The following is a 20,646-nucleotide window of genomic DNA, read 5'->3' as shown; positions in this document are numbered from 1 at the left end:
TCAGGAAAGGTCGGCAGGCGCTGGCGTTTCCAGCCACGCCAGCAGCTGGCGCAGCACGCCCGCGGCGCGCGCGAATTCAAAGTCGTCGATGGCGCTGGCCAGCGCCTGCAATCGCTGCTGCTGTCCGTGCGGCGCCAGCATGGCCGCGATCTGCGCCATCAGGGCGTCGTCGAGCTGCCCACCCTCCAGACTGGCGATGGCTTGCCGCAGCAAGGCGCCGGCGGCGGCATCGAGTGGCGCGCCGACAGCCGGCGTACCCACGGCCACGGCCGGCATACCCGATTCTTCCAGTTCGCCGGCCAGCGCCATGAAGGCGGCGGCCAGCTGCACCAGCAATTCGGTCGCCGGCAACTGGCGCGCGATCGCCTGCTCGATGCGTCCCAGCAGGCCTTCGACCTGCACCAGGCACAGGTTGCCCGCCGCGCCCTTGATACGGTGCAGCAGATGGCCCGCCACGCTGCTGCCGCCGCGTTCCAGTTCGGCCGCCAGCATGGCGGCGCAGTCGCCATTGGCCTGTACGAAGCGGCCAATCGCCCGCTGCAATGCTTCGTGGCCGCCCCACAGGGCGATGCCGCGCTGCCAGTCGACCTGGCCGGCGGCAGCACGCGCCGCCGCGCCGGCAGCCGGCGGCATGGACACGGCGATATCGAGCAGGCGCGCGATTTCCGCTGTCAGCTTGTGCATTTCCAGCGGTTTCGAAGCAAAGCCGTTCATGCCGGCCGTCTGCGCGGCGCGCCGGTCCTGTTCCAGCACGCTGGCCGTCAGGGCGATAATGGGCGTCGCCTTCAAGCCCTGCTCGCGCTCGTACACCCGGATCAAACGCGTCGCTTCCAGGCCATCCATGCGCGGCATCTGCACGTCCATCAGGACGATGTCGAAGCTGCCCTTGCTGAACTCGCGCACGGCGCTCTCGCCATCGCTGGCGGCGATCACTTGGTGGCCGGCCGCGCCAAGGCTGATCAGGAGCAGCTCCACGTTCTGCGGCACGTCGTCGGCCGCCAGGATGCGCAGCGGCGGCAAGGCCACCACGGGCTGCTCGCTGCGGCGCGACACGGCCTTGCCCGGCGCCAGCGGCAGCAGCACGTGGAACACGCTACCCACGCCCAGGGTGCTTTCCACCGTGATGGTGCCCCCCATCAGTTCGACCAGTTGCAGCGAAATCGTCGTGCCCAGACCCGTGCCGCCAAAGCGGCGGCTCATCGAGGAATCGGCTTGCGTGAATGGAGCGAAGATTTTGTCCAGGCGGTCGGCCGGGATGCCGATGCCCGTGTCGTGCACGGCGATATGCACCTGCTCGCCCCGCATGCCGACGGCCACGCGCACATGGCCCACTTCCGTGAACTTGACGGCGTTACCGATCAAATTCGTCAGCACCTGCTGCACCCGGCGCGCGTCGCCCAGGAAGAACTGGCCCATGCCGGGGTCGACATCGACATGCAGCACCAGGTCGCGCGCATGCGCCGTGATGCGCAGGGACGCGGCCACGTGGTCGACCAGATCCGGCAGCGAAAAGTCCACCAGTTCCAGCTCGGTCGCGCCTTTTTCCAGCTTGGCCATGTCGAGGATGTCGTTCAGCAGCTCGAGCAGCGAACGGGCCGACTGGCGCACCGTGCCCAGGTGGCGGCGCTGCAGGCTGTCCAGGGCTGTGCCCAGCAGCACTTCCGTAAAGCCGATGATGGCGTTCATCGGCGTGCGGATTTCATGGCTCATGTTGGCCAGGAAGCTGGTCTTCGATTCGGCGGCCAGTTCGGCGCGGTCTTTCGCCGCGCGCAGGTTTTCCTGCATGGCGCGCCGCTCGCTGACATCGGTGGCCAGCTTGACCACCTTGAACGGCTTGCCGTCCGTGTTGAAGATCGGGTTGTACGAAGCCTGTATCCACACTTCCTTGCCATGCTTGCCGATGCGCTTGTACTCGCCCGTATTGAATTCACCCTGCGCCAGCTGCTGCCAGAACGCGCTGTAGTCGGGCGAGGTCACATAGCCCGGTTCGCAGAAGATGCTGTGGTGCAGGCCCAGCACGTCGTCGAGCTGGTAGCCGACCAGGTCGAGGAAGTTCTGGTTGGCAGCCAGGATGCGTCCCTGCAGGTCGAACTCCGCGACGGCCGTCGCGCGCGAGATCGCCGTCACCTTGCCCTCGTATTCCGCGTTGCGCAATTCGCTTTCCGTGATGTCGAGGATGACGCCGTCGATCCAGCGCACCACGCCGTCGTTATCGAGCACGGGACCGCTGCTTTCGCGTACCCAGCGCTCGCGCCCGTCGCGGTGGATCATGCGGTAGACATTCTCGAAATCGCGCCGTTCGCCGGCCGCCTGCACGCAAGTGTCGTTGACGCGCTGGCGGTCGTCTGGATGCACGAGGTCGAACAGCCTGACCCGCCCTTCGGCGAAGTCCTGCGGCAGCCAGCCCGTCAGGTTGAAAACGGCGTCGCTGATGAAAATCATCTTCCATTCGGGCGCGAAGCTGCAGTGGAAGGACACGCCGGGGATATTGCGGATCAGGGTGCGGTACTGGCGCTCGCTGTCCTTGAGCGCCTGCTCCATGCTGCGCGACGAGCGCATGTCCGTGACAAACGCCACGAATAGGGGCTGGCCCGGCGTATCGATCTTGCCGATCGCCACGCGCATGGGCAGCACGGCGCCATCCTTGTGCCGTCCATCGAGTTCGCGTCCGCTGTCGAGGATGCGCGAGGCGCCCGTTTCCAGGTAGTCGCGCAGATAGCCCTCGTATTCGGCCGCATCGGCCGGCTGCAGCAGCACGCTGGCGTCGCGCCCCACGATTTCCGTCTCGCGCCAGCCGAACAGGCTTTCCGCGGCGGGATTGAAGGAGCGCACCTTGCCCTGGCCATCGATGGTGATCAGGCCATCGGCCGCCGTGTCGACGATGGCGCGCAGGCGCGATTCGCTGACGCTGGCGTGGCGCAACAGCTGGCGGTAGCGCAGCAAGCCGTTCGCGGCCGCCACGAAGACGGTCAGGGTGACAGTGATCAGGGCCACGGCCAGGGCCACGAACGAGGCTTGCACCGTGATCGTGTTCTCGCCTGCCGTGGGCGTGCCGGAAAAGCGCGCGGCCAGCATGCCCGTGTAGTGCATGCCGGAAATGGCCAGGCCCATCACCACGCTGCTGAGCAGCAAGGACGCCAGGGGGCTGAGGCGCTGGCGCTGGCGCATGGCGCTCAGGCCGAAGCGCACCCACAGGGCCAGCATGGCCATGGTGACGGCCACCAGCAGCGACAGGGCGAACAGCCACGGCTGGTAGCGCAGGGTCAGCGAAGTCTGCATGGCGGCCATGCCGCTGTAATGCATGGAACCGATGCCCACGCCGACGAGCACGCCGCCAACCACCAGTTGCTGCCAGTTGATGCTCGGACGCGCCAGCAAGTGCAGCGCCACCCACGAAGCGGCCATGCCGGGTAGCATGGAGAGCAAGGTCAGGCCGGGATCGAACGAGACGCGCGTGCAGATATCGAAGGCCAGCATGCCGATGAAGTGCATCGACCAGATGCCGCCACCGAGCGCGATGGCGCCCGTGATGATGGCCGTCTGGCGCTGGAAGCCGCGCTCGCTGCTGCGCGCCATGCCGGCGATCTGCAGGGCCATGAACGAGGCAAAGATGGCGATACCGATGGAAAACAGCACCAGCCAGGCATTGTGCGTGCCATAGATGTACTGCATGGTATCGGTCGATACGGCAAAGATGGAACTAAACATACTGTCGTGGCATAAGTGGAGTAAAACCTAACGTCGCAAAACATGACGGCACACCGCGCGCCGTCGCCAGGCTTCTTACCAAAGCGGCAATACAGCGGAAATGACAACGGTAGCAGTCGACCAGGGCAAGGCTCGGTCATCACGCCCGCGCCTGCCGCGCGGGGGAAAGGTGCCCGTTCAGAGAGAACAAGCGGAATGCGTACGAACTCTGGCGCGGATGTCTGGCCGCCAGCGTGACGATGATTTTTTTAAAGAGCCATGAGTATAGTTGCTTTACGAAAATATTCATAGGACTTCAGCAATACAGTTGCCAAAACAAACATATTCTGCGGCCTCGATGCCACAGCTCAGGAAAGCAGGCGCTCGGCCATCATCTCGCCATCGCCGTCGAGCCCTGTTTCGACGAAACCGGACTGCGCATACAGTTGCCGGGCACGCACGTTGGCCGGCACGTAGTAGAGCACCACCCTGCCCGCCCCGCGCGAACGCATCTCGTCCAGCAGCAGGGCCAGGGCCGCCCGGGCAAATCCCTGCCCCTGCCGCGGCGCCGCGATCATCAAGCGGTACAGCACATGCGTATCCTGCCGCCCCGCACTGCCCGGCAGCGCGTACATGGCAAAGCCGATCAGTTCGTCGCCGGCATAGATGGCGCGCGGCTGCATGTTGGCGTGACTGGCGGCCAGCGCCAGCGACTCGGCATTGCTGGCAATGAAATCGCGTTGCGCCGCATGCAGCGGCAGCCCGATGACGGCCTCGGCGTTCGCCGCGCATACGGGATGCAGATTCAAGGCAGCGTTGACGACCATTCTTTTTTTATTTCGCTCAGGCGTTCTGCGCCAGCATGCGGCGGAACCATGCCAGTTGCTCGCGCGTCAAATAATTGGCGCCATCGCCGTGCAGGATGACGATTTCGATCTCGGCGGGAATCGAGGCAAGCAATTGCGCGCCCGTCACGGGAATCTTCGGAAACGCGATGCCGGCCAGGAAGGCCAGGTCTTCCGCCACCGTCACGCACTGGCGCTCGGGATTGGGCGACGGCACGAGGAACAGGTCGATCTGCTCGCTCTGCCCGCCGATAACAACGTGCAATTGCGCGGCCAGCAGTTCGGGCAGGATCAGCTCGATGTTATTCTCGGTGCGCGATTGCTGGAAAGCGCTTTTCAAGGGTGTGAGGACAGGAGTAGCGGTCATGGCAAAGTGAAAAGATAAAGACGGCGGCAGTGTAGCAGAGGCGCCGCAAGGGACGCGCTCTGCTGGCGCAACGGCTACATCTTGTAGTGCAAGGACAGCAGCACGCTGCGCGGCGCGCCGTAACGCTCCAGCCCGCCCGACCACGCATAGCCGAGCGCCTGGTAGTAGCGGCGGTCGAGCACGTTGTCGATATTCAGGCGCAGCTGCAGCTGCTCGTTGATACGGTAACCGGCCGTCAGCCCGACGATGGCGTAGCCGCCCTGCCGTGTCAGGTAAGCCGTGTCGCGGCGCTCAATCTTGTCTTGCGCGTACACGGAAGCGCCCACATTCCATTGCGCCAGGCTGCCGCCCAGCTGTACGTTCGTCATCAGCTTGAACAGCTGCTTCGGTTCGTCCGTGGCGATGCGCTGGCCGATATTGGCGGCCACGCTGTCCTGCGTGTACTTGGCCAGTACATGGGTGTAGCCGCCCGCGATCTGCCAGCCCGGCAATGGCGAGCCCGACAATTGCAGATCGACGCCTTCGCTCCGCACCTGCCCGGCCGCGCGGGCGCAGTAGATGGCGCCGCCAGTGGGACAGTTGAGCTCATCGGCCATGGCGCGATTATTCTGCTTGATGCGGAACAGCGCGCCGCTGGCATTGAGCCTGCCGCCGAAATACTCGCCCTTGACGCCCACCTCCAGGTTGGTGCCGCTCAACGGCGGCAAGGTGTTGCCGCGCACGTCCAGCGAACTTTGCGGTTCGAAAATCTGCGTGCCGCTCGCATACACGGAATGATGCGAGTCCACATCGTAGACGAGGCCCGCGTACGGCGTGAATTTCGCGTTTTCCGTCAGGCCGCGGCGCCAGGTCGGGTTGGAGGCATACCAGCCCGTGACATCCTGCGCATACCAGCCGAAGCGCCCGCCCAGCACCAGGCGCAGTGGATCGGCCAGGCTGAAGTTGCCAGCCGCATAAATCCCCTTCTCGTCCGTCTTGCGACCCCAATTGTACGGCTCGAACGGCGCGCCGCGCATCGGATAGGCGTAGGGATTCCACTGGCGGATATCGATCACGCGCGTCCCTGCGCCTTCCCAGCTCTGGCCCGCGTCCGAATCGTCATGGCGGTAGCTGACACCGACGATCACGTCGTGCTGGCGGCCGAACCAGGTGACGGGGCCGCTCAAGCGCCAGTCGGCCACCACTTGTTCCGTGTTGTACTTCCATCCCGTTTCCGACTGGTTCAGCTTGTATATTTCGCCATCGATGCGGCTGTTGGTGGTATTGCGCGTGCTGGAAGAAGCGTCGATGCGCGTGATGGCGAAGCGGCTGCGCCAGCCCTGCTCCAGCTTTGTTTCCAGGTCGGCGAAGACGACGTTGTTGTCGCGCTTCTGGAACGAGTCGGCATTATTCAGGAAGGTCGAGCGGGGCAAGTCCATGTGACGGCCGTCAAGCATGGTCGGCAAGCCGACGAACACGCCGTCCGTGCGGCTGTGCTGGCGCGAAAAGCCGATGCCAGCCGTGGTCGACGGCGTCAAGTCCGCCTCGACGATCGCATACACGGTGCTGTTCTTGTTGTTGACCACGTCGACGAAACTGTCGCTGTCGCGCCAGCTGGCCGCCACACGCCCCCGCACGCTGCCCGAGGCATTCAGCGCATTGCTGGCGTCCACCGTCAATTGCCGCTCCTTCCAGCTGCCCAGATGAGCGGAAGCGTTCAGCAAGGGCGTGGTCGTGGGCCGCTTGCGTATCATGTTGATGCTGCCCGACGGCGCGCCAGCCCCTTCCATCAAGCCCGTGGCGCCGCGCACCACTTCCACCCTGTCGTACATCAGCATGTCGGCCGAGACGTTGCGCTCGTTAAAACCCGTGACGTCCAGCGGCAAGCCATCGACGTTGACGTGGCTTAAGGCAAAGCCGCGTGCGAAATATGTGGTTTCCTGGTCGGACACGCCTTGCGTCTTGCCATAGATGCCAGGCGTGGCGCGGGCCACGTCCTGCAAGGTGGTCAGATCGAAATCTTCCATTTGCTGGCGCGAAATGACGCTGACCGTTTGCGGCGTGTGGCGCTGCGACAAATTCAGCCCCGTGGCCGTCGACATATTACGCGCCGTATACAGCCCCGTGCCTTCCGTGGCGCGGTCCGCCTCGGCGCTGACAACGACGGCGGGCATGCTGGCCAGGCCGCCATCGGCCGTGCTGATAGTGATCTTGCGCAGCAGGTAATTGCCATTGCCACCATCCGTCGCTTCCAGGCCGCTGCCCTGCAGCAGTTTTTGCAAGCCGGCCGTAACCCCATGGCTGCCTTGCAAACCCGGCGTCGCCAGCCCGTCGAGCATCACGCTCTGCGTGGACAGGTTGATCCCCGCGGCAATGGCAAACGAGGCCAGTGCGCTGCGCAAGCTGCCGGCGGGAATGCTGTACTCGCGCACGTTGGCGGCCGGACTGGCCTCGGCCGCCAACGCCATGTGTGGCAAGCCGGCGCCGGCGGCGCCCACGGCGAGGAGCAGGACCAGCGCGGCGCGCACGGCGCCGGTGGTGGGATGGAGCGTCATGCGTGCTGCGATAAACTTACGGTGCTGCAAAGCCATGTGGACCCTTTCGATGGTTCGGATTGTTCGTTCTCTACCTTGTATGACGAAGCAATCCGGAAAAAGGGACAGGGGAAATGCAAATAAGCTGCGCCTGTCGGCTTGGCGGGAAATCGCAGGTCGGCTTGGCGGGGCGCAGCCATGCGTAAGCCGGCAAGGCCAGCCAACGTTGCCTGTCGGCTTACGCCCTGCGGGCCAAGCCGACCTACAAGCCCCGGCATTCGTCAGCCGACAAGCTCAAGCCGCCTCGACGCTGATCCAGTAACGCGTGCGGCGCGCCAGCCGGATCGGCAAGGATCGCTGCAGCAGAAGCAGGATATTGTCCGGGTCGTTCAACTGGAAGATGCCGTCCACGGGCATGGCTGCCAGCGCGGGATCGCAGCGCAGCACGCCGTAACGGTAACGCGCCACCTGTTCCAGTACCTCGCCCAGCGGCATGCGCTCGGCGATCAGCACGCCCCGCAGCCAAGCTTCCGCATGCGATGCCAGCGGCGTCAAGGCAGAAACGGCACGGTCATCGAAACTACCCTGCCGGCCCGCATCGATCCTGCGCAAGGCGTCGCGAGCTTCGCTTGGCTGGATCTCGACCGCCCCCTCGCTGACGCTGACCTGCGTGCGCGGCGCCAGCAAGGTGCCAAGGTGGCGTACGCTGAAGTGCGTGCCCAGCGCGCGCACGGCGCCATTGCTGCTGCGCACGAGGAAGGAGCGCGCGGGCACGGCTGCGTCGTGGGCCGTGGCGACGTGGATTTCCCCCGCATGCAGCAAGACCTGCCGCGCCGCGTGGTCAAAGTGGACGTCGATGGCCGTGTCCGTATTGAGCACCAGTTGCGTGCCGTCGGGTAATGTCATGTGGCGGATTTCGCCCCTGGCCGTGCGGATGCCGGCACGCCACGCTTGCCACGGTGCAGACTGGCTGGCCAGCCACAGGGCCGGTCCGGCCGCGATCAGCCCGGCCAGGCCGTAAAGCACGGCGCGCCGCTGCGGCGACTGCGGCGCCGCATCCGCCGTCTGGCGCAGAGCTGGCGGCACGCTGGCGAGAGTGCTGCACACCAGCTCGGCCCGTTGCCACGCCGCTTCATGCGCGGGATCGCTGGCGCGCCAGGCCTGGAACGCTTGCTGCTCGCTTGGCGTCAAGGCGCCCCCGTGCAGGCGCACCAGCCATTGCGCCGCCGTCCGCGCCGCGCGGGGATCGATGGAAGCGGTCACAGGATCAGCAGGATGCAGCGTTCGAACGCCTGCACCATGTAGCGCTTGATGCTGCGCTCGCTCACGGCCAGGCGCCTGGCGATTTCTCCGTAGCCGAGGCCGTCGACATGGGCCAGCAGGAAGGCGCTGCGCACGAGCGGCGGCAAGCCGTCGAGCATGGCATCGATGCGCTGCAGGGCTTCGCGCACAAGCAGCCGTTCTTCCGGCGACTGCATCAGCAATTCAGGCTGCTGCGCCAGGGTTTCCAGCCACGCCTGCTCCAGCGACAGGCGCCGGTAATGGTCGATCAGCAGGCGCTGCGCCACGGTCGTCAGGTAGGCGCGCGGTTCGCGCAAGGTTTGCCGGTTCTCCGGCGGCGCCATCAGCAGGCGCACGAAGGTATCGTGCGCCAGGTCGGCCGCATGGTCGGCGCACTGCAGCTTGGCGCGCAGCCAGCGCATCAGCCAGCCATGATGGTGGCTGTAGATACCGGTTATCGACTCGCTGGGCTGCGCAATGTTCACTGGGACTCCGATGCGCGCAAGGCAAGGCGCGGCTAATTGATAATAATTCTCATTATCACAAATCATTGCCGCTGGCGTCAATGCCGATGCTCGCCTATCCCTGAAACTGTTGTTTCAGCGTGGCTGCGCTCTTCTAGCGGTCGGTATACAAGCTCTTCATCACCATGCCGCCGCGCATTTTCTTCGCACCCGGCGCCAGCCCCGCCGGACAAGCGCCCTGGAACACCGCCGCCAGTTCCGTGCGCTGCACTTCGCTCTTGCCATTGACTTGCACGGTGGTGTCGGCGCTCAAGGTATATGCCTTGGCCAGGTCGCCCTTGAAGGTGCCGGCCAGCTTGGCGTCCGGACAGCTGGACGCGAATTGGTAGCTATCGCCCTGGCGGCTTTGCGACTCGATCTTGCATTCCTGCTCGAAGCCGGACCACAGATCGTCGTCGATCAGGCGGTCGCGCGCGTGGTCGACGCAGATTTCCCAGGAAAATGGCGAGGTGGCGGGCGTCACCTTCCACAGCCCCGTGGCGCGCTGCAAACGCTGCACAGGCTCGGCCGCCGAAGCGAACGTGGCCGCACACAGGGGAAGGATAGTCATCAGGAACAGGGTGGCGCTGCGCTTCATGGGCATTCCTTTTAGCTAAAAGTTTGAATATAGCAAAGAGGAATGCCCGCAGGCCGCACGCTTAGCCGTAGATGACGGTCGCGGGCGATTACGCCAGAGCGGGTTTCCCGGGCTTTGCGGCCAGCACGAAAGGAATGGCAAACGGCCCCAGCAAGGTCACCAGGACGGCCCGGACGGCCGTTGTCTTGACGAGGCGGCGCTTGGCAATGAACATGCAGGCGAAGGCCGACAGGGACCAGATCAAGGCAGGCAAGTATTCAGTCATCATGAACTCCGGATGCGCCTTGGAAGGCAGGAAAACCATGCTGACACGGAAATGTGCTCGCCGCAATGGCAGATTGGGCATCGGCCAGGCGATGCGCCGTCGAGCACGAATTTTTCAGCAATTCTTAAGACTGCAGCTCACTCGGCTGTCAGACTTTCATGTTTTTGCAGATCATTGCGCTGGTGACAGCGGTAAAGCTCTCGCCTTGACTACGTGGCCGGCGGCGCGGGGCACGGCGTCTGACCGGCCATTTGCGCATAGCTACTGGCGCCGCCGCCCAGATGCATGAAATCCGTGTATACAACGCGCTTGCCGTGTAGCGTGTCCTGAAATCCGCCCAAGTAGGCGCCCGTCTTCGGATAATTACCGCGCGACGGCAAGTCCACATTCATATAGTGGGTAGGGAAATTGCTTCCCTCGTACACCAACTTGCCGTTCAGCCACAGGCGCGATGCGCCCGTGCCGGAAGCATGCTGCCAATCCGCATCGAGCACCAGGCAATACCATTTCTCACGCTCAATCTTTCCCAACATCAGCCGTTGCTGCATCGTATTGTCCGGACTTGCATCCGGCACCATTACATCGCCCTTCTGCGTGTAGGTATCGCGATGATTGGCCCGCGTCTCCATCAGCAGATCGGGACCATCGGCGATGATCGAGAACGGCGGCGCCGTCACGACGATACCCCTGGCGCTATGCACCTGGAACACGACGATCCAGCCATCCTTGCCCGTCAGGTCCCAGTCCGCAGGAAAATACACGCCACCCGCATACCAGCGCCGTCCCTGGGGCACGCGCTCATACGATGGCGTTATCTCGGTGCGTTTGCCATACTCGTCGGGATCGCTGGCGTTGACGGTCATGCGAAACACCTTGCGCGTCTCGACACCTTGAGTCACGGCGGGATCGCCCACCAATTCCACTCCGGCAGGATTGCCGGCGCTGATGCCGTACAGCCAGTTGAAGTAGCGTGTCGTCACATTGTCAAAGCTGGCTGGCCTGGGCAGGCTGGGCTGCGCCATCGTGGTCACGGGGCCGCCGATGCTGTTGACGACCTGCGCGTGCAGCGGCGTGGCGGCCAGCAATGCCAGCGTGGCGATGGCGGTGAATGCGCGCATAGGAAATCCTGGGTTCGGAGACGACTCAAGACGCCACATGGCAAGGCGTCTTTTGCGTCATGTCATTGAGTGAAGCGGCGGAATCGCCCACCCATAAAAAGTCGGCATACATCGCGCGATGACCAGGCGTTGCCCCCTCGGGCACGGTCAAGCCCACACGCGGCACGTGCAGTGCGCCCGCATAGCTGTTGTGGCTTGAGCGGGCGAAAAAAGTTTCCTTCACACTGCCATTCATGTACACGCGCAATTCACCAGCGCCAGCCACTGCGGACCAGTCGGCGCGCACCACCATGCAATGCCAGCTACCCAAGGTTGCCGGCCCAGCCATCACCGTGCGGCGCGCGGAATTGGCTGGCGTGATATCGCTCGCCCGATGATTGAAGTTCATGTTCAACATCAACTGGTCACCGCGTATCTGCAGGGCAAGGGGCGGCGCCAGTGCGCCTGCCCCGCTGCCGTTGTCGACCTGCGCCACGGTAATCGGCACGCTGCTCGTGATCCAGTCTGCAGGCAGGAATACGCTCATGGCATACCAGCGGCGGGTCGATTGCACGGGGTGCTGTTCATTCAACAGGTAGAAATCGCTATGCGGCGTGGCGTCCGTGCCATACCAGTCCGTGCGCACCACGGGCCGCGTGACGCCGCCCAGCGTAGCTGCAGTCGCCTGGACACGTTGCTGCGCGTGCTGGCGTACGCCGTAATAATCGGAGAAATGCTGCGCGATGTCTGCCGCCGGAACGCCAGGAAAGACGGCCGCAACGGCATATGCCTGCAAGCCCGCAACGGTCAATAAGGAAATGGCGGCAAGACAAAATTACTGCATGCAAAGCCTTGTATGGTTTGGCTATCAAAAACACGATGCAGGCAATTATATTTAAATATACTAATTTCAACAATTGATAAGTGTGTTTTTTATAACCATCATCAACTGGGCAGGATAGCGCCACGCGCGGCAAAGGAAGGGAACAACTGATATGCACGGGGCGCCTGCGCCGGTGGCGCACGGCTGGACAGCCAGGGCGACGCAGGAAAGTACCGGCCCCGCCAGGCGGGAACCGGCACCTGAAAGCAACTTAATGCTGGCCGATCTTCATGATTTTCAGCGCGTTCGTGCCGCCGACCTTGCCCATCGGCTCGCCCCAGGTCAGCACGACGGTGTCGCCCTTGGCCACGACTTTATGTTCCACCAGCAAATCTTCCGCCTGCTGCAAGACCTTGTCGCGGTCCGTGCCGGACGTCAGTTCCAGGGTGCTGACGTTGCGGTACAGGGCCAGCTTGCGGCGCGTGCCCACGCTCGGGGTCAGCGCCACGATGGGAATATCGATGTTGCAGCGGCTCATCCACAAGGCTGTGGAGCCCGATTCCGTCAGGGTGGCGATGGCTTTCACGCGCAGGTGATGGGCCGTAAACAGGGCGCCGTAGGCGATCGACTGGTCGATGCGCGAGAACGTGGCGTTGAGGAAATCGGCGTCCAGCTTGCAGGTATCCCATTTTTCAGCGTCCAGGCAGATGGCGGCCATGGCTTCCACCGTTTCGATCGGGTAGCGGCCCGAGGCCGTTTCCGCCGACGTCATGACGGCATCCGTGCCGTCGAGCACGGCATTTGCCACGTCGGACACTTCCGCGCGGGTCGGCACGGCGTTGACGATCATCGATTCCATCATCTGCGTGGCCGTGATCGCCAGTTTGTTCGACGCGCGCGCCATCTTGATCATGCGCTTTTGCAAGGCCGGCACGGCCGCATTGCCCACTTCCACGGCCAGGTCGCCGCGCGCCACCATGATGCCGTCGGAAGCGTCGAGAATTTCTTGCAAGGCAGGAATGGCTTCCGCGCGCTCGATCTTGGCGATCATCATCGGCTTGTGGTCCCACGCTTCGCCGGCGATATTGGCCAGCTGGCGCGCCATGACCATGTCGGTGGCGTTTTTCGGAAAGGACACGGCCACGTAATCGGCCTGGAAGCTCATCGCCGTTTTGACGTCTTCCATGTCTTTCGCCGTCAGGGCCGGCGCCGACAAGCCGCCGCCCTGGCGGTTGATGCCCTTGTTGTTCGACAACTCGCCACCGATCTTGACGGTGGTGTGGATTTCGCTGCCGACGACTTTATCGACCGTCAGCACGATGAGGCCGTCGTTGAGCAGCAGCACGTCGGCGGCGCGCAAGTCGCGCGGCAATTCCTTGTAGTCGAGGCCGCAGCGCTCGATGTTGCCCAGTTCGCCGTTCTCGCCCCATTTCGCGTCGAGGATGAACTTGGCGCCGTTTTCCAGGAAAATCTTGCCTTCTTCAAACTTGCCGACGCGAATCTTCGGGCCTTGCAAGTCGGCCATGATGGCCACTTCGCGGCCGCACAGGGCTGCCGCTTCGCGCACCATGCGGGCGCGGTCGATATGGTCTTGTGCCTTGCCATGCGAAAAGTTCAGGCGCACGACGTCGACGCCGGCCTTGAACATGCGGACCAGGGTATCGATATCGTTCGAAGCGGGGCCGATGGTGGAAACGATCTTGGTGGCGCGTTGCTGTACTTGCATGGTCATGGTTGCTGCTTTCTAAAATAAGTTGCTACAAGGGCCAGCCTTGTGGGCCGGCCGTCCTGGTGCGCTGGATCAGCGGTACTACGTTCTTACTTGGCCGCCATCAGAGCGACCGTCGTATCGAGCATGCGGTTCGAGAAGCCCCACTCGTTGTCGTACCACGACGACACTTTCACGAGGCGGCCCGAGACCTTGGTCAAGGTCGAATCGAAGTTCGACGAAGCCGGGTTGTGATTGAAATCGATGGAAACCAGTGGTTCCGTCTGGTACGTCAGGATGCCTTTCAGCGCGCCTTCCGACGCCGTTTTCAGCAAGGCATTCACCTCTTCCACCGTCGTATCGCGCTTGGCGATAAAGGACAGGTCAACCAGCGACACGTTGATCGTCGGCACGCGGATGGCGAAACCATCGAGCTTGCCATTGAGTTCCGGCAAGACCAGGCCGACAGCGGCAGCGGCGCCCGTCTTGGTGGGAATCATCGAATGCGTGGCCGAGCGGGCGCGGCGCAGGTCTTCATGCATCACGTCGGACAGCACCTGGTCATTCGTGTAGGCATGCACGGTGGTCATCAGGCCCGATTCGATGCCGATGGCGTCGTTGAGAGGTTTCACTAATGGCGCCAGGCAATTCGTCGTGCACGAGGCATTCGAGATGACCGTGTCCGTGGCTTTCAGCACGTGTTGGTTGACGCCGAACACTATGGTGGCGTCCACATCCTTGCCGCCCGGCGCGGAAATGATGACTTTCTTTGCCCCGCCCTTCAGGTGGGCCGACGCTTTTTCCTTGGTCGTGAAGAAACCCGTGCATTCGAGCACCACGTCGACACCGAGTTCGCCCCACGGAATCAGGGCCGGGTCGCGCTGCGCGAACACGCGGATGCGGTCGCCATTGACGAGCATATTGTCGCCGTCGATGGTGACGACGCCGGGAAACTTGCCGTGCACCGTGTCGTAGCGCGTCAAATGCGCATTCGACTTGGCGTCGCCCAGGTCGTTGATGGCGACGATTTCGATATCCTGCTGCTTGCCGCCTTCATAAAACGCGCGCAAGACGTTACGGCCGATGCGGCCATAGCCATTGATGGCAACTTTGATGGTCATGCTGTCTCCTTGATGTTTTCTGCTGAGTTCGTAAAGCCACCCAGAGTGCAACTGCCGGGGTCAGACCCGGCGGGTCTGACCCCGGATTTTCGGCGGCTCTGTCCTAAAAATTAACCGCTATTACGCAACCCCGCCGCAATGCCATTGATCGACAAATGGATTCCCGTGCGCGCCGCCGCATCCTGCTTGCCCTCGCGGAAGCGCTTCAGCAGCTCCACCTGCACGTGATTGAGCGGGTCGATGTAGGGGAAACGGTTGCGTATCGAACGCTGCATCAGCGGATTGGCTTGCTGCAATTCTTCCTGGCCCGTGATCAGTTTCAAGGCGTCCAGGGTGGCCGCGTATTCGGCGCGGATGCGCGTGAAGATGGCGTCGCGCAAAGCCTTGTCCTTGACCAGTTCCGCATACTTGCCGGCAATGGCGATGTCGCTCTTGGCCAGGACCATATCCATGTTCGACAGCAAGGACGTGAAGAATGGCCAGTCCGTGTACATGCCGCGCAGCACGTCCGCGCCATCGGCGGGATGGGCGGCCAGGTAGGCTTGCACGGCGGAACCGAAACCGAACCAGCCCGGCAGCATCAAGCGGCATTGCGCCCAGCTCAACACCCACGGAATGGCGCGCAAATCCTCGATGGACGTGGATTTCTTGCGCGAAGCGGGACGGCTGCCGATATTCAGTGCGGCAATTTCCGCGATCACCGTCGATTCCCAGAAATACTGCTCGAAGCCTTCTGTGCCGTAGACGAGGTCGCGGTAGGCGTTCAGAGCCGTGCCGGACAACTCTTCCATCGCGGCCAAATGGCCGGCGCCGGCCGAAGCCTTCGGTTGCAGCTGGGCCTGCGGCAGCAAGGTCGACTGGATGGTGGCGGCCACCAGCACTTCCAGGTTGCGGCGCCCCACTTCCGGATTCGCATACTTGGCCGTGATGACTTCGCCCTGCTCCGTCAGCCGGATCTGTCCCTGCACGGCGCCGGCCGGCTGGGCCAGGATGGCTTCATAGCTGGGTCCGCCGCCGCGTCCCACGGAACCGCCGCGGCCGTGGAACAGACGCAGCTTGATGTGATACTCCTTGAAGACGGTCACCAGTTCGATCTCGGCCTTGTAGAGTTCCCAGCCGGACGTCAAAAAGCCGCCGTCCTTGTTGCTGTCCGAATAGCCAAGCATGACTTCCTGCTGGTCCGCGCGCGACTCGAGCAAGCCACGGTAGAAGGGCAAGCCGAACGCGCGCGCCATGATGGCGGGGCCGGCGCGCAAGTCGTCGATGGTTTCGAACAGCGGGATGATGTTGACGTCCGCTTCGCGGCTGTCCTGGCGCAGCAAGCCCACTTCTTTCAGCAGCAAGGCCACTTCCAGCAAGTCCGACACGCTGGCCGCCTTCGAAATGATGCAGTTCGGCACCGATTCACGGCCGTATTTGACGTGCGCTTCGCGCACGGCGCGGAAGATGTCGAGTTCGGACGTCGTTTCTTCCGAGTACTGCGCATATGGCGACGTCAGCAGGCGTGGCGATTCCAGCTCGGCCAGCAGCAAGCTGATGCGCTGCTCTTCATCGAGGTCCAGGTAGACGAGGCCCGGCTGGGCGCCCGCGAACAGTTCGCCCACGACGCGCTCATGCACATCCGAATTCTGGCGCAAGTCGAGCGGCGCCAGCGAAAAGCCGAAGACCTTGACGGCGCGGCGCAACTGGCGCAAGCGGCCACGCGCGAGCGCGCGCAAGCCATTGCTGACGAGAGAATGCTGGACCACGTCCAGGTCGGCCAGCAGTTCGGCAGCCGCGGCGTAGGGCTGTACGCCGTCGGCTTGCCTGCCCTTGCCGGAAAGAACCACGCGCGTGTTTTCCAGACGCGCATGGATGCCATGCAGGGCACGGCGGTACGGCTCGTCGACGCGGTGCGGCGAGGCATCGGCCGAGCGCTCGGCCAGCGCGCGCAGCGGTTCGCTGCAGGCGTTCAGTATTTGCGCAAGCGACAGTTGCGAAGCGAGCTTGCGCAATTCGCCGAGGTAAAAGTCGAGGACCTTGTCGGCCTGCGTTTGCAGGGTGCTGCGCAGGATGTCGGCCGTGACGAAGGGGTTGCCGTCGCGGTCGCCACCTATCCAGCTGCCGACCTTCATGAAATTGGGTAATTCCGCATCTTCCCAGCGGGCGTCACGCTGGGCCAGCATGGTTTCCAGCGAAGAATACAGTTTCGGCAATTCGCGCAAGATCGTGTGGTCGTAGAACGACAGGCCATTGGCCACTTCATCCATGACGGACAGCTTGCTCGTGCGCAGCAAACGCGTCTGCCACAGGGTAACGATGCCGCGGCCCAGCGCTTCTTCGTTTTGCTCGGCTTCTTCCGGCGTCATTTGCACGCGGTCGCGCTCGCTCAACAGGCGGGCAATGGCCATCTGGCAATTCTGGATGCTCTTGCGCTGCACTTCCGTCGGATGCGCCGTGAAGACGGGGCTGACAAACGCATCTTCAAAGAAGGTTTCCAGCGCATCGGCCTTGCCCGCGTCAAACACGTTGCCGACGGCATGGCTGAGGCTACCCTGGCGTGGCGGCGAACCGGCGATCAAGTGGGCGCGCGTGCGGCGGATGTGATGCTGGTCTTCCGCAATATTGGCCAGCAGCGAGAAATAGCTGAAAGCGCGCGTCAGCTGCGTGGTTTCTTCCTGCGACAGCGCTTGCAGCGCGTCCGACAGCTGCGCGCGCGCCGCTTCATCATTGTCGCGGCGGAAACGGATGGCCAGCTGGCGCACATGTTCGATGCGCTCGAAGGCGGGATCGCCCAGATGGTTGCGGATGGCGTCGCCCAAGAGACGGCCCAGCTGGCGGATATCGCTGCTCAGCAGCTCGTCTTTCACTTCATTCATTTGCATGGTATGTATTTCCTGGGGCGGCCATGGCGGCACCGCACAGATTGCGTAGTTCGCGCTTCCCGGCCCGGGAAACGCCCATCGTCGAATTTGTAGTAAATTTACCTTATTGTTTCACCATCCTCTTGATTGCCATCAATAAAAATCATATCCAAAGGGCCAACAAGGGCTTGCAAGCTATTTACCAGGGCAACAATATGAAAATTTACTACGCATTTAAGCGAAAGGCAATCAACTTTTGTCTTTCGGGGCGGAAAAGTGACGGCGCAACACACACGGCCGGCGCTCTCCTGTATGCTGCGGATGAAACAAGGATGTAATCCACATCTTTCACACACCTGACAAAAACGTAGCGAGCGGATGAGAGTTGTGGCCGAGAAGCGCAGCTGTGCGGATGCACAGTGAGCATCGCAGGCCGCAAATCGCGACGCGCGGTAGCTTTGTCGGGTGCTTACTCTCTACTCCCATGCGACTGACTGCCTATACCGACTACACCCTGCGCACCCTGATGTACCTGGGCGTGCACCGCGACCACCTCGTCACCATCCAGGACATCGCCGACCTGCATGCCATCTCGAAAAATCATTTGATGAAGGTGGTGCACCAGCTGGGCCTGTCAGGCATCGTGGAAACGGTACGTGGGCGCAATGGCGGCCTGCGCCTGGCGCGCGATCCGGCCGAGATCAATATCGGCACCGTCGTGCGCGAGACGGAAAACGATTTTTTCATGGCGGAATGTTTTAACAAGGAAAACAATACCTGCCCGCTGACACCAGATTGCCTGCTGAAGGCCAAGCTGGGCCAGGCCACGGCCGCCTTCCTTGCCGTGCTCGACACGGTGACCCTGGCATCGATACTCGAAGCGACGCCGGGCGCGCCAGCGCTGGCGGCCGGCGCGATCCCCCTGCGCGTGGCAAAGTAAGCGCGCCAAAAACAACAATGCCCGGCGAACCGGGCATTGTTTCCTGCAGCGACTATCTAAAACATCAATGCGCGCTGGCGCCTGCCGCGCCGATGCCCGTCTCCGAACGCATTTGCTGCGCTTCGTAGCCGGCGCGGTCGATGCGCGCGCGGGGGCTCTTGTCGAGCACCGAGAACAGCCAGATGCCGACAAAGCCCGCCGTCATCGAGAACAGCGCCGGCGAGGCGTACGGGAACAGCGCTTCGCCATGGCCGAGCACGTCGACCCACACGGACTTCGACACCACCGTCAGCGCGACGGCCGTGGTCAAGCCGAGGAAGCCGCCGATGGTGGCGCCCCGCGTCGTGCAATCCTTCCACAGCACCGACATGAACAGCACGGGGAAGTTGGCCGAGGCGGCAATGGCGAATGCCAGCGAGACCATGAAGGCGATGTTCTGCTTTTCAAAGGCGATGCCCAGCACCACGGCGATAATGCCCAGCACGATCGTCGTCACGCGCGACACCTTCAACTCGTTGGCGCCCGTGGCCTTGCCCTTCTTGATGACGGTGGCATACAGATCGTGCGACACGGCCGACGCGCCCGACAGGGTCAAGCCCGCCACGACGGCCAGAATCGTGGCGAACGCGACCGCCGACATGAAGCCGAGGAAGACATTGCCGCCCACGGCCTTGGCCAGGTGCACTGCCGCCATGTTGTTACCGCCCAGCAGCTTGCCCGCAGCATCCTTGAACTCGGGATTGGTGCTCACCAGCACGATGGCGCCAAAGCCGATGATGAAGGTCAGAATGTAGAAATAGGCGATCCAGGTGGTGGCCCAGAACACGGATTTGCGCGCTTCCTTGGCGCTCGGCACCGTGAAAAAACGCATCAAAATGTGCGGCAGGCCGGCCGTGCCGAACATCAGCGCCATGCCGAACGAGATGGCCGAAATCGGGTCCTTGATGAAGGAACCGGGACCCATGATGGCTTCCTTGGTGGCGTGCACGTCCACCGACTTGGCGAACAGCGCTTCCGGGCTGAAGTTGAATTGCGCCAGCACGGCAACGGCCATGAAGGTGGCGCCACCCAGCAGCATCACGGCCTTGATGATCTGCACCCAGGTGGTGGCCGTCATGCCGCCGAACAGCACGTAAATCATCATCAATGTACCGACGAGGACGACGGCGATCCAGTACTCGAGGCCGAACAACAGCTTGATCAATTGACCCGCGCCCACCATCTGCGCGATCAGGTAAAAGGCCACGACGACGAGGGTGCCGGACGCGGAAAAGATGCGGATCGGCGCCTGCTTGAAGCGGTAGGCGGCCACGTCGGCAAAGGTGAAGCGGCCCAGATTGCGCAGGCGCTCGGCCATCAAAAAGGTGATGACGGGCCAGCCGACGAGAAAGCCGATGGCGTAGATCAGGCCATCGTAGCCGTTCAGGAAGACGGCGGCGGAAATGCCGAGGAATGATGCGGCCGACATATAGTCGCCCGCGATGGCCAGGCCGTTCTGGAAGCCCGTGATGCCGCCGCCGGCCGTGTAGAAATCGGAGGCAGACTTGGTCTTCGCGGCTGCCCACTTGGTGACGAACAGGGTGAAGATGACGAAGGCGGCGAACATGATGATCGCCGTCCAGTTGGTCGGTTGCTTGACTGCCTGGCCCAGGTCGGCGCCGGCCGCAAACGCGGCGTTGCTGGCACCCAGCAAGGCCAGGACGCTCAGGCAAGACATGCCGCGCAGCCCATGCTTGGCGGCGCTCATGCTTGCACCCGTGCCTGGATAGCGTTGCTCAGGTCGTCGAATTGCTTGTTGGCGCGGCGCACATAGATGCCGGTGACGAGCACGGTAAACACGATGACGAACAGGCCGATCGGCATGCCCCAGGTCATCACGCCGGCGCCCGTTTTCGTGGCCAGGAATTCCTTGTTGAAGGCGATGAGCAGAATGTAGCCGTAGTACACGAGCATCATCAGGCCCGTCAGCGCCCAGCCGAAGCGGGAACGTACCTTGACCAGCTGATGATAGCTGGGATCGCTCTTGATTTTTTGAACCAGATCGTCATGCATTGT

17 protein-coding genes are annotated in these 20,646 nt (G+C 62.9%); 2 read left to right on the top strand and 15 right to left on the bottom strand.

What is annotated here, in order from left to right; translation table 11 throughout:
- From ACQ4WO_RS11265 to ppc, 13 genes are all read right to left on the bottom strand, one after another.
- The gene (locus ACQ4WO_RS11265; RefSeq protein WP_436481493.1) at window positions 1–3,708 is read right to left on the bottom strand and encodes a PAS domain S-box protein; all 3,708 of its coding nucleotides are present in this window, start codon (window positions 3,706–3,708) and stop codon (window positions 1–3) included.
- A 347-nt stretch (window positions 3,709–4,055) separates the two neighbouring features.
- On the bottom strand, window positions 4,056–4,514 hold the full coding sequence (locus tag ACQ4WO_RS11260; protein WP_436481492.1) for a GNAT family N-acetyltransferase: 459 nt from the start codon (window positions 4,512–4,514) through the stop codon (window positions 4,056–4,058).
- A 16-nt stretch (window positions 4,515–4,530) separates the two neighbouring features.
- Window positions 4,531–4,899: a hypothetical protein gene (locus tag ACQ4WO_RS11255; protein WP_436481491.1), complete on the bottom strand. Its 369-nt coding sequence runs from the start codon at window positions 4,897–4,899 to the stop codon at window positions 4,531–4,533.
- 74 nt (window positions 4,900–4,973) lie between these two features.
- Window positions 4,974–7,433 carry a TonB-dependent siderophore receptor gene (locus ACQ4WO_RS11250; protein WP_436481489.1) on the bottom strand — a complete coding sequence of 820 codons (2,460 nt, stop codon included), beginning with the start codon at window positions 7,431–7,433 and terminating at the stop codon, window positions 4,974–4,976.
- Between the two features lie 273 nt (window positions 7,434–7,706).
- Window positions 7,707–8,675, bottom strand: coding sequence for a FecR domain-containing protein (locus ACQ4WO_RS11245; protein WP_436481488.1), 969 nt, complete (start codon window positions 8,673–8,675; stop codon window positions 7,707–7,709).
- Window positions 8,672–9,244, bottom strand: a complete 573-nt coding sequence (locus ACQ4WO_RS11240) for a sigma-70 family RNA polymerase sigma factor (RefSeq protein WP_436481487.1) — start codon at window positions 9,242–9,244, stop codon at window positions 8,672–8,674. The genes ACQ4WO_RS11245 and ACQ4WO_RS11240 overlap by 4 nt, the downstream gene beginning before the upstream one ends.
- Window positions 9,245–9,311: 67 nt before the next feature.
- Window positions 9,312–9,794: a DUF3617 domain-containing protein gene (locus ACQ4WO_RS11235; protein ID WP_436481486.1), complete on the bottom strand. Its 483-nt coding sequence runs from the start codon at window positions 9,792–9,794 to the stop codon at window positions 9,312–9,314.
- 88 nt (window positions 9,795–9,882) lie between these two features.
- Window positions 9,883–10,062, bottom strand: coding sequence for a hypothetical protein (locus ACQ4WO_RS11230; RefSeq protein ID WP_436481485.1), 180 nt, complete (start codon window positions 10,060–10,062; stop codon window positions 9,883–9,885).
- A gap of 206 nt (window positions 10,063–10,268) precedes the next feature.
- Window positions 10,269–11,177, bottom strand: coding sequence for a heparin lyase I family protein (locus ACQ4WO_RS11225; protein WP_436481484.1), 909 nt, complete (start codon window positions 11,175–11,177; stop codon window positions 10,269–10,271).
- Between the two features lie 25 nt (window positions 11,178–11,202).
- A complete protein-coding gene (locus ACQ4WO_RS11220) occupies window positions 11,203–11,952 on the bottom strand; it encodes a heparin lyase I family protein (protein WP_436481483.1) in 750 nt (249 codons plus the stop codon).
- Between the two features lie 298 nt (window positions 11,953–12,250).
- On the bottom strand, window positions 12,251–13,711 hold the full coding sequence (gene pyk, locus ACQ4WO_RS11215) for a pyruvate kinase (protein ID WP_083292642.1): 1,461 nt from the start codon (window positions 13,709–13,711) through the stop codon (window positions 12,251–12,253).
- A gap of 86 nt (window positions 13,712–13,797) precedes the next feature.
- A complete protein-coding gene (gene gap / locus ACQ4WO_RS11210; protein WP_092708981.1) occupies window positions 13,798–14,808 on the bottom strand; it encodes a type I glyceraldehyde-3-phosphate dehydrogenase in 1,011 nt (336 codons plus the stop codon).
- Between the two features lie 110 nt (window positions 14,809–14,918).
- Window positions 14,919–17,672 (bottom strand): phosphoenolpyruvate carboxylase, encoded by a 2,754-nt coding sequence (ppc, locus tag ACQ4WO_RS11205; RefSeq protein WP_436481482.1) that lies wholly within the window; start codon window positions 17,670–17,672, stop codon window positions 14,919–14,921.
- Between the two features lie 23 nt (window positions 17,673–17,695).
- On the opposite strand from ppc, the gene ACQ4WO_RS11200 reads away from it, so the two are divergent.
- Window positions 17,696–17,989, top strand: coding sequence for a hypothetical protein (locus tag ACQ4WO_RS11200; RefSeq protein WP_436481481.1), 294 nt, complete (start codon window positions 17,696–17,698; stop codon window positions 17,987–17,989).
- Window positions 17,990–18,135: 146 nt separating this feature from the next.
- Window positions 18,136–18,591, top strand: a complete 456-nt coding sequence (locus tag ACQ4WO_RS11195; protein ID WP_436481480.1) for an RrF2 family transcriptional regulator — start codon at window positions 18,136–18,138, stop codon at window positions 18,589–18,591.
- Between the two features lie 64 nt (window positions 18,592–18,655).
- Here the strand turns inward: ACQ4WO_RS11195 and ACQ4WO_RS11190 are convergent, their stop codons facing one another.
- Together ACQ4WO_RS11190 and ACQ4WO_RS11185 are read right to left on the bottom strand one after the other, a co-directional pair.
- A complete protein-coding gene (locus ACQ4WO_RS11190) occupies window positions 18,656–20,338 on the bottom strand; it encodes a cation acetate symporter (RefSeq protein WP_436481479.1) in 1,683 nt (560 codons plus the stop codon).
- On the bottom strand, window positions 20,335–20,643 hold the full coding sequence (locus ACQ4WO_RS11185) for a DUF485 domain-containing protein (protein WP_034755744.1): 309 nt from the start codon (window positions 20,641–20,643) through the stop codon (window positions 20,335–20,337). Before ACQ4WO_RS11185 ends, ACQ4WO_RS11190 begins: the two co-directional genes overlap by 4 nt.
- Between the last annotated feature and the right edge of the window lie 3 nt (window positions 20,644–20,646).

The organism is Janthinobacterium aestuarii (assembly GCF_051380835.1).
In the GTDB taxonomy this organism is placed as follows: domain Bacteria; phylum Pseudomonadota; class Gammaproteobacteria; order Burkholderiales; family Burkholderiaceae_D; genus Janthinobacterium; species Janthinobacterium aestuarii.
The sequence above is the reverse complement of the archived record's forward strand: the minus strand, read 5'-3'. Positions and strand labels throughout refer to the sequence as shown.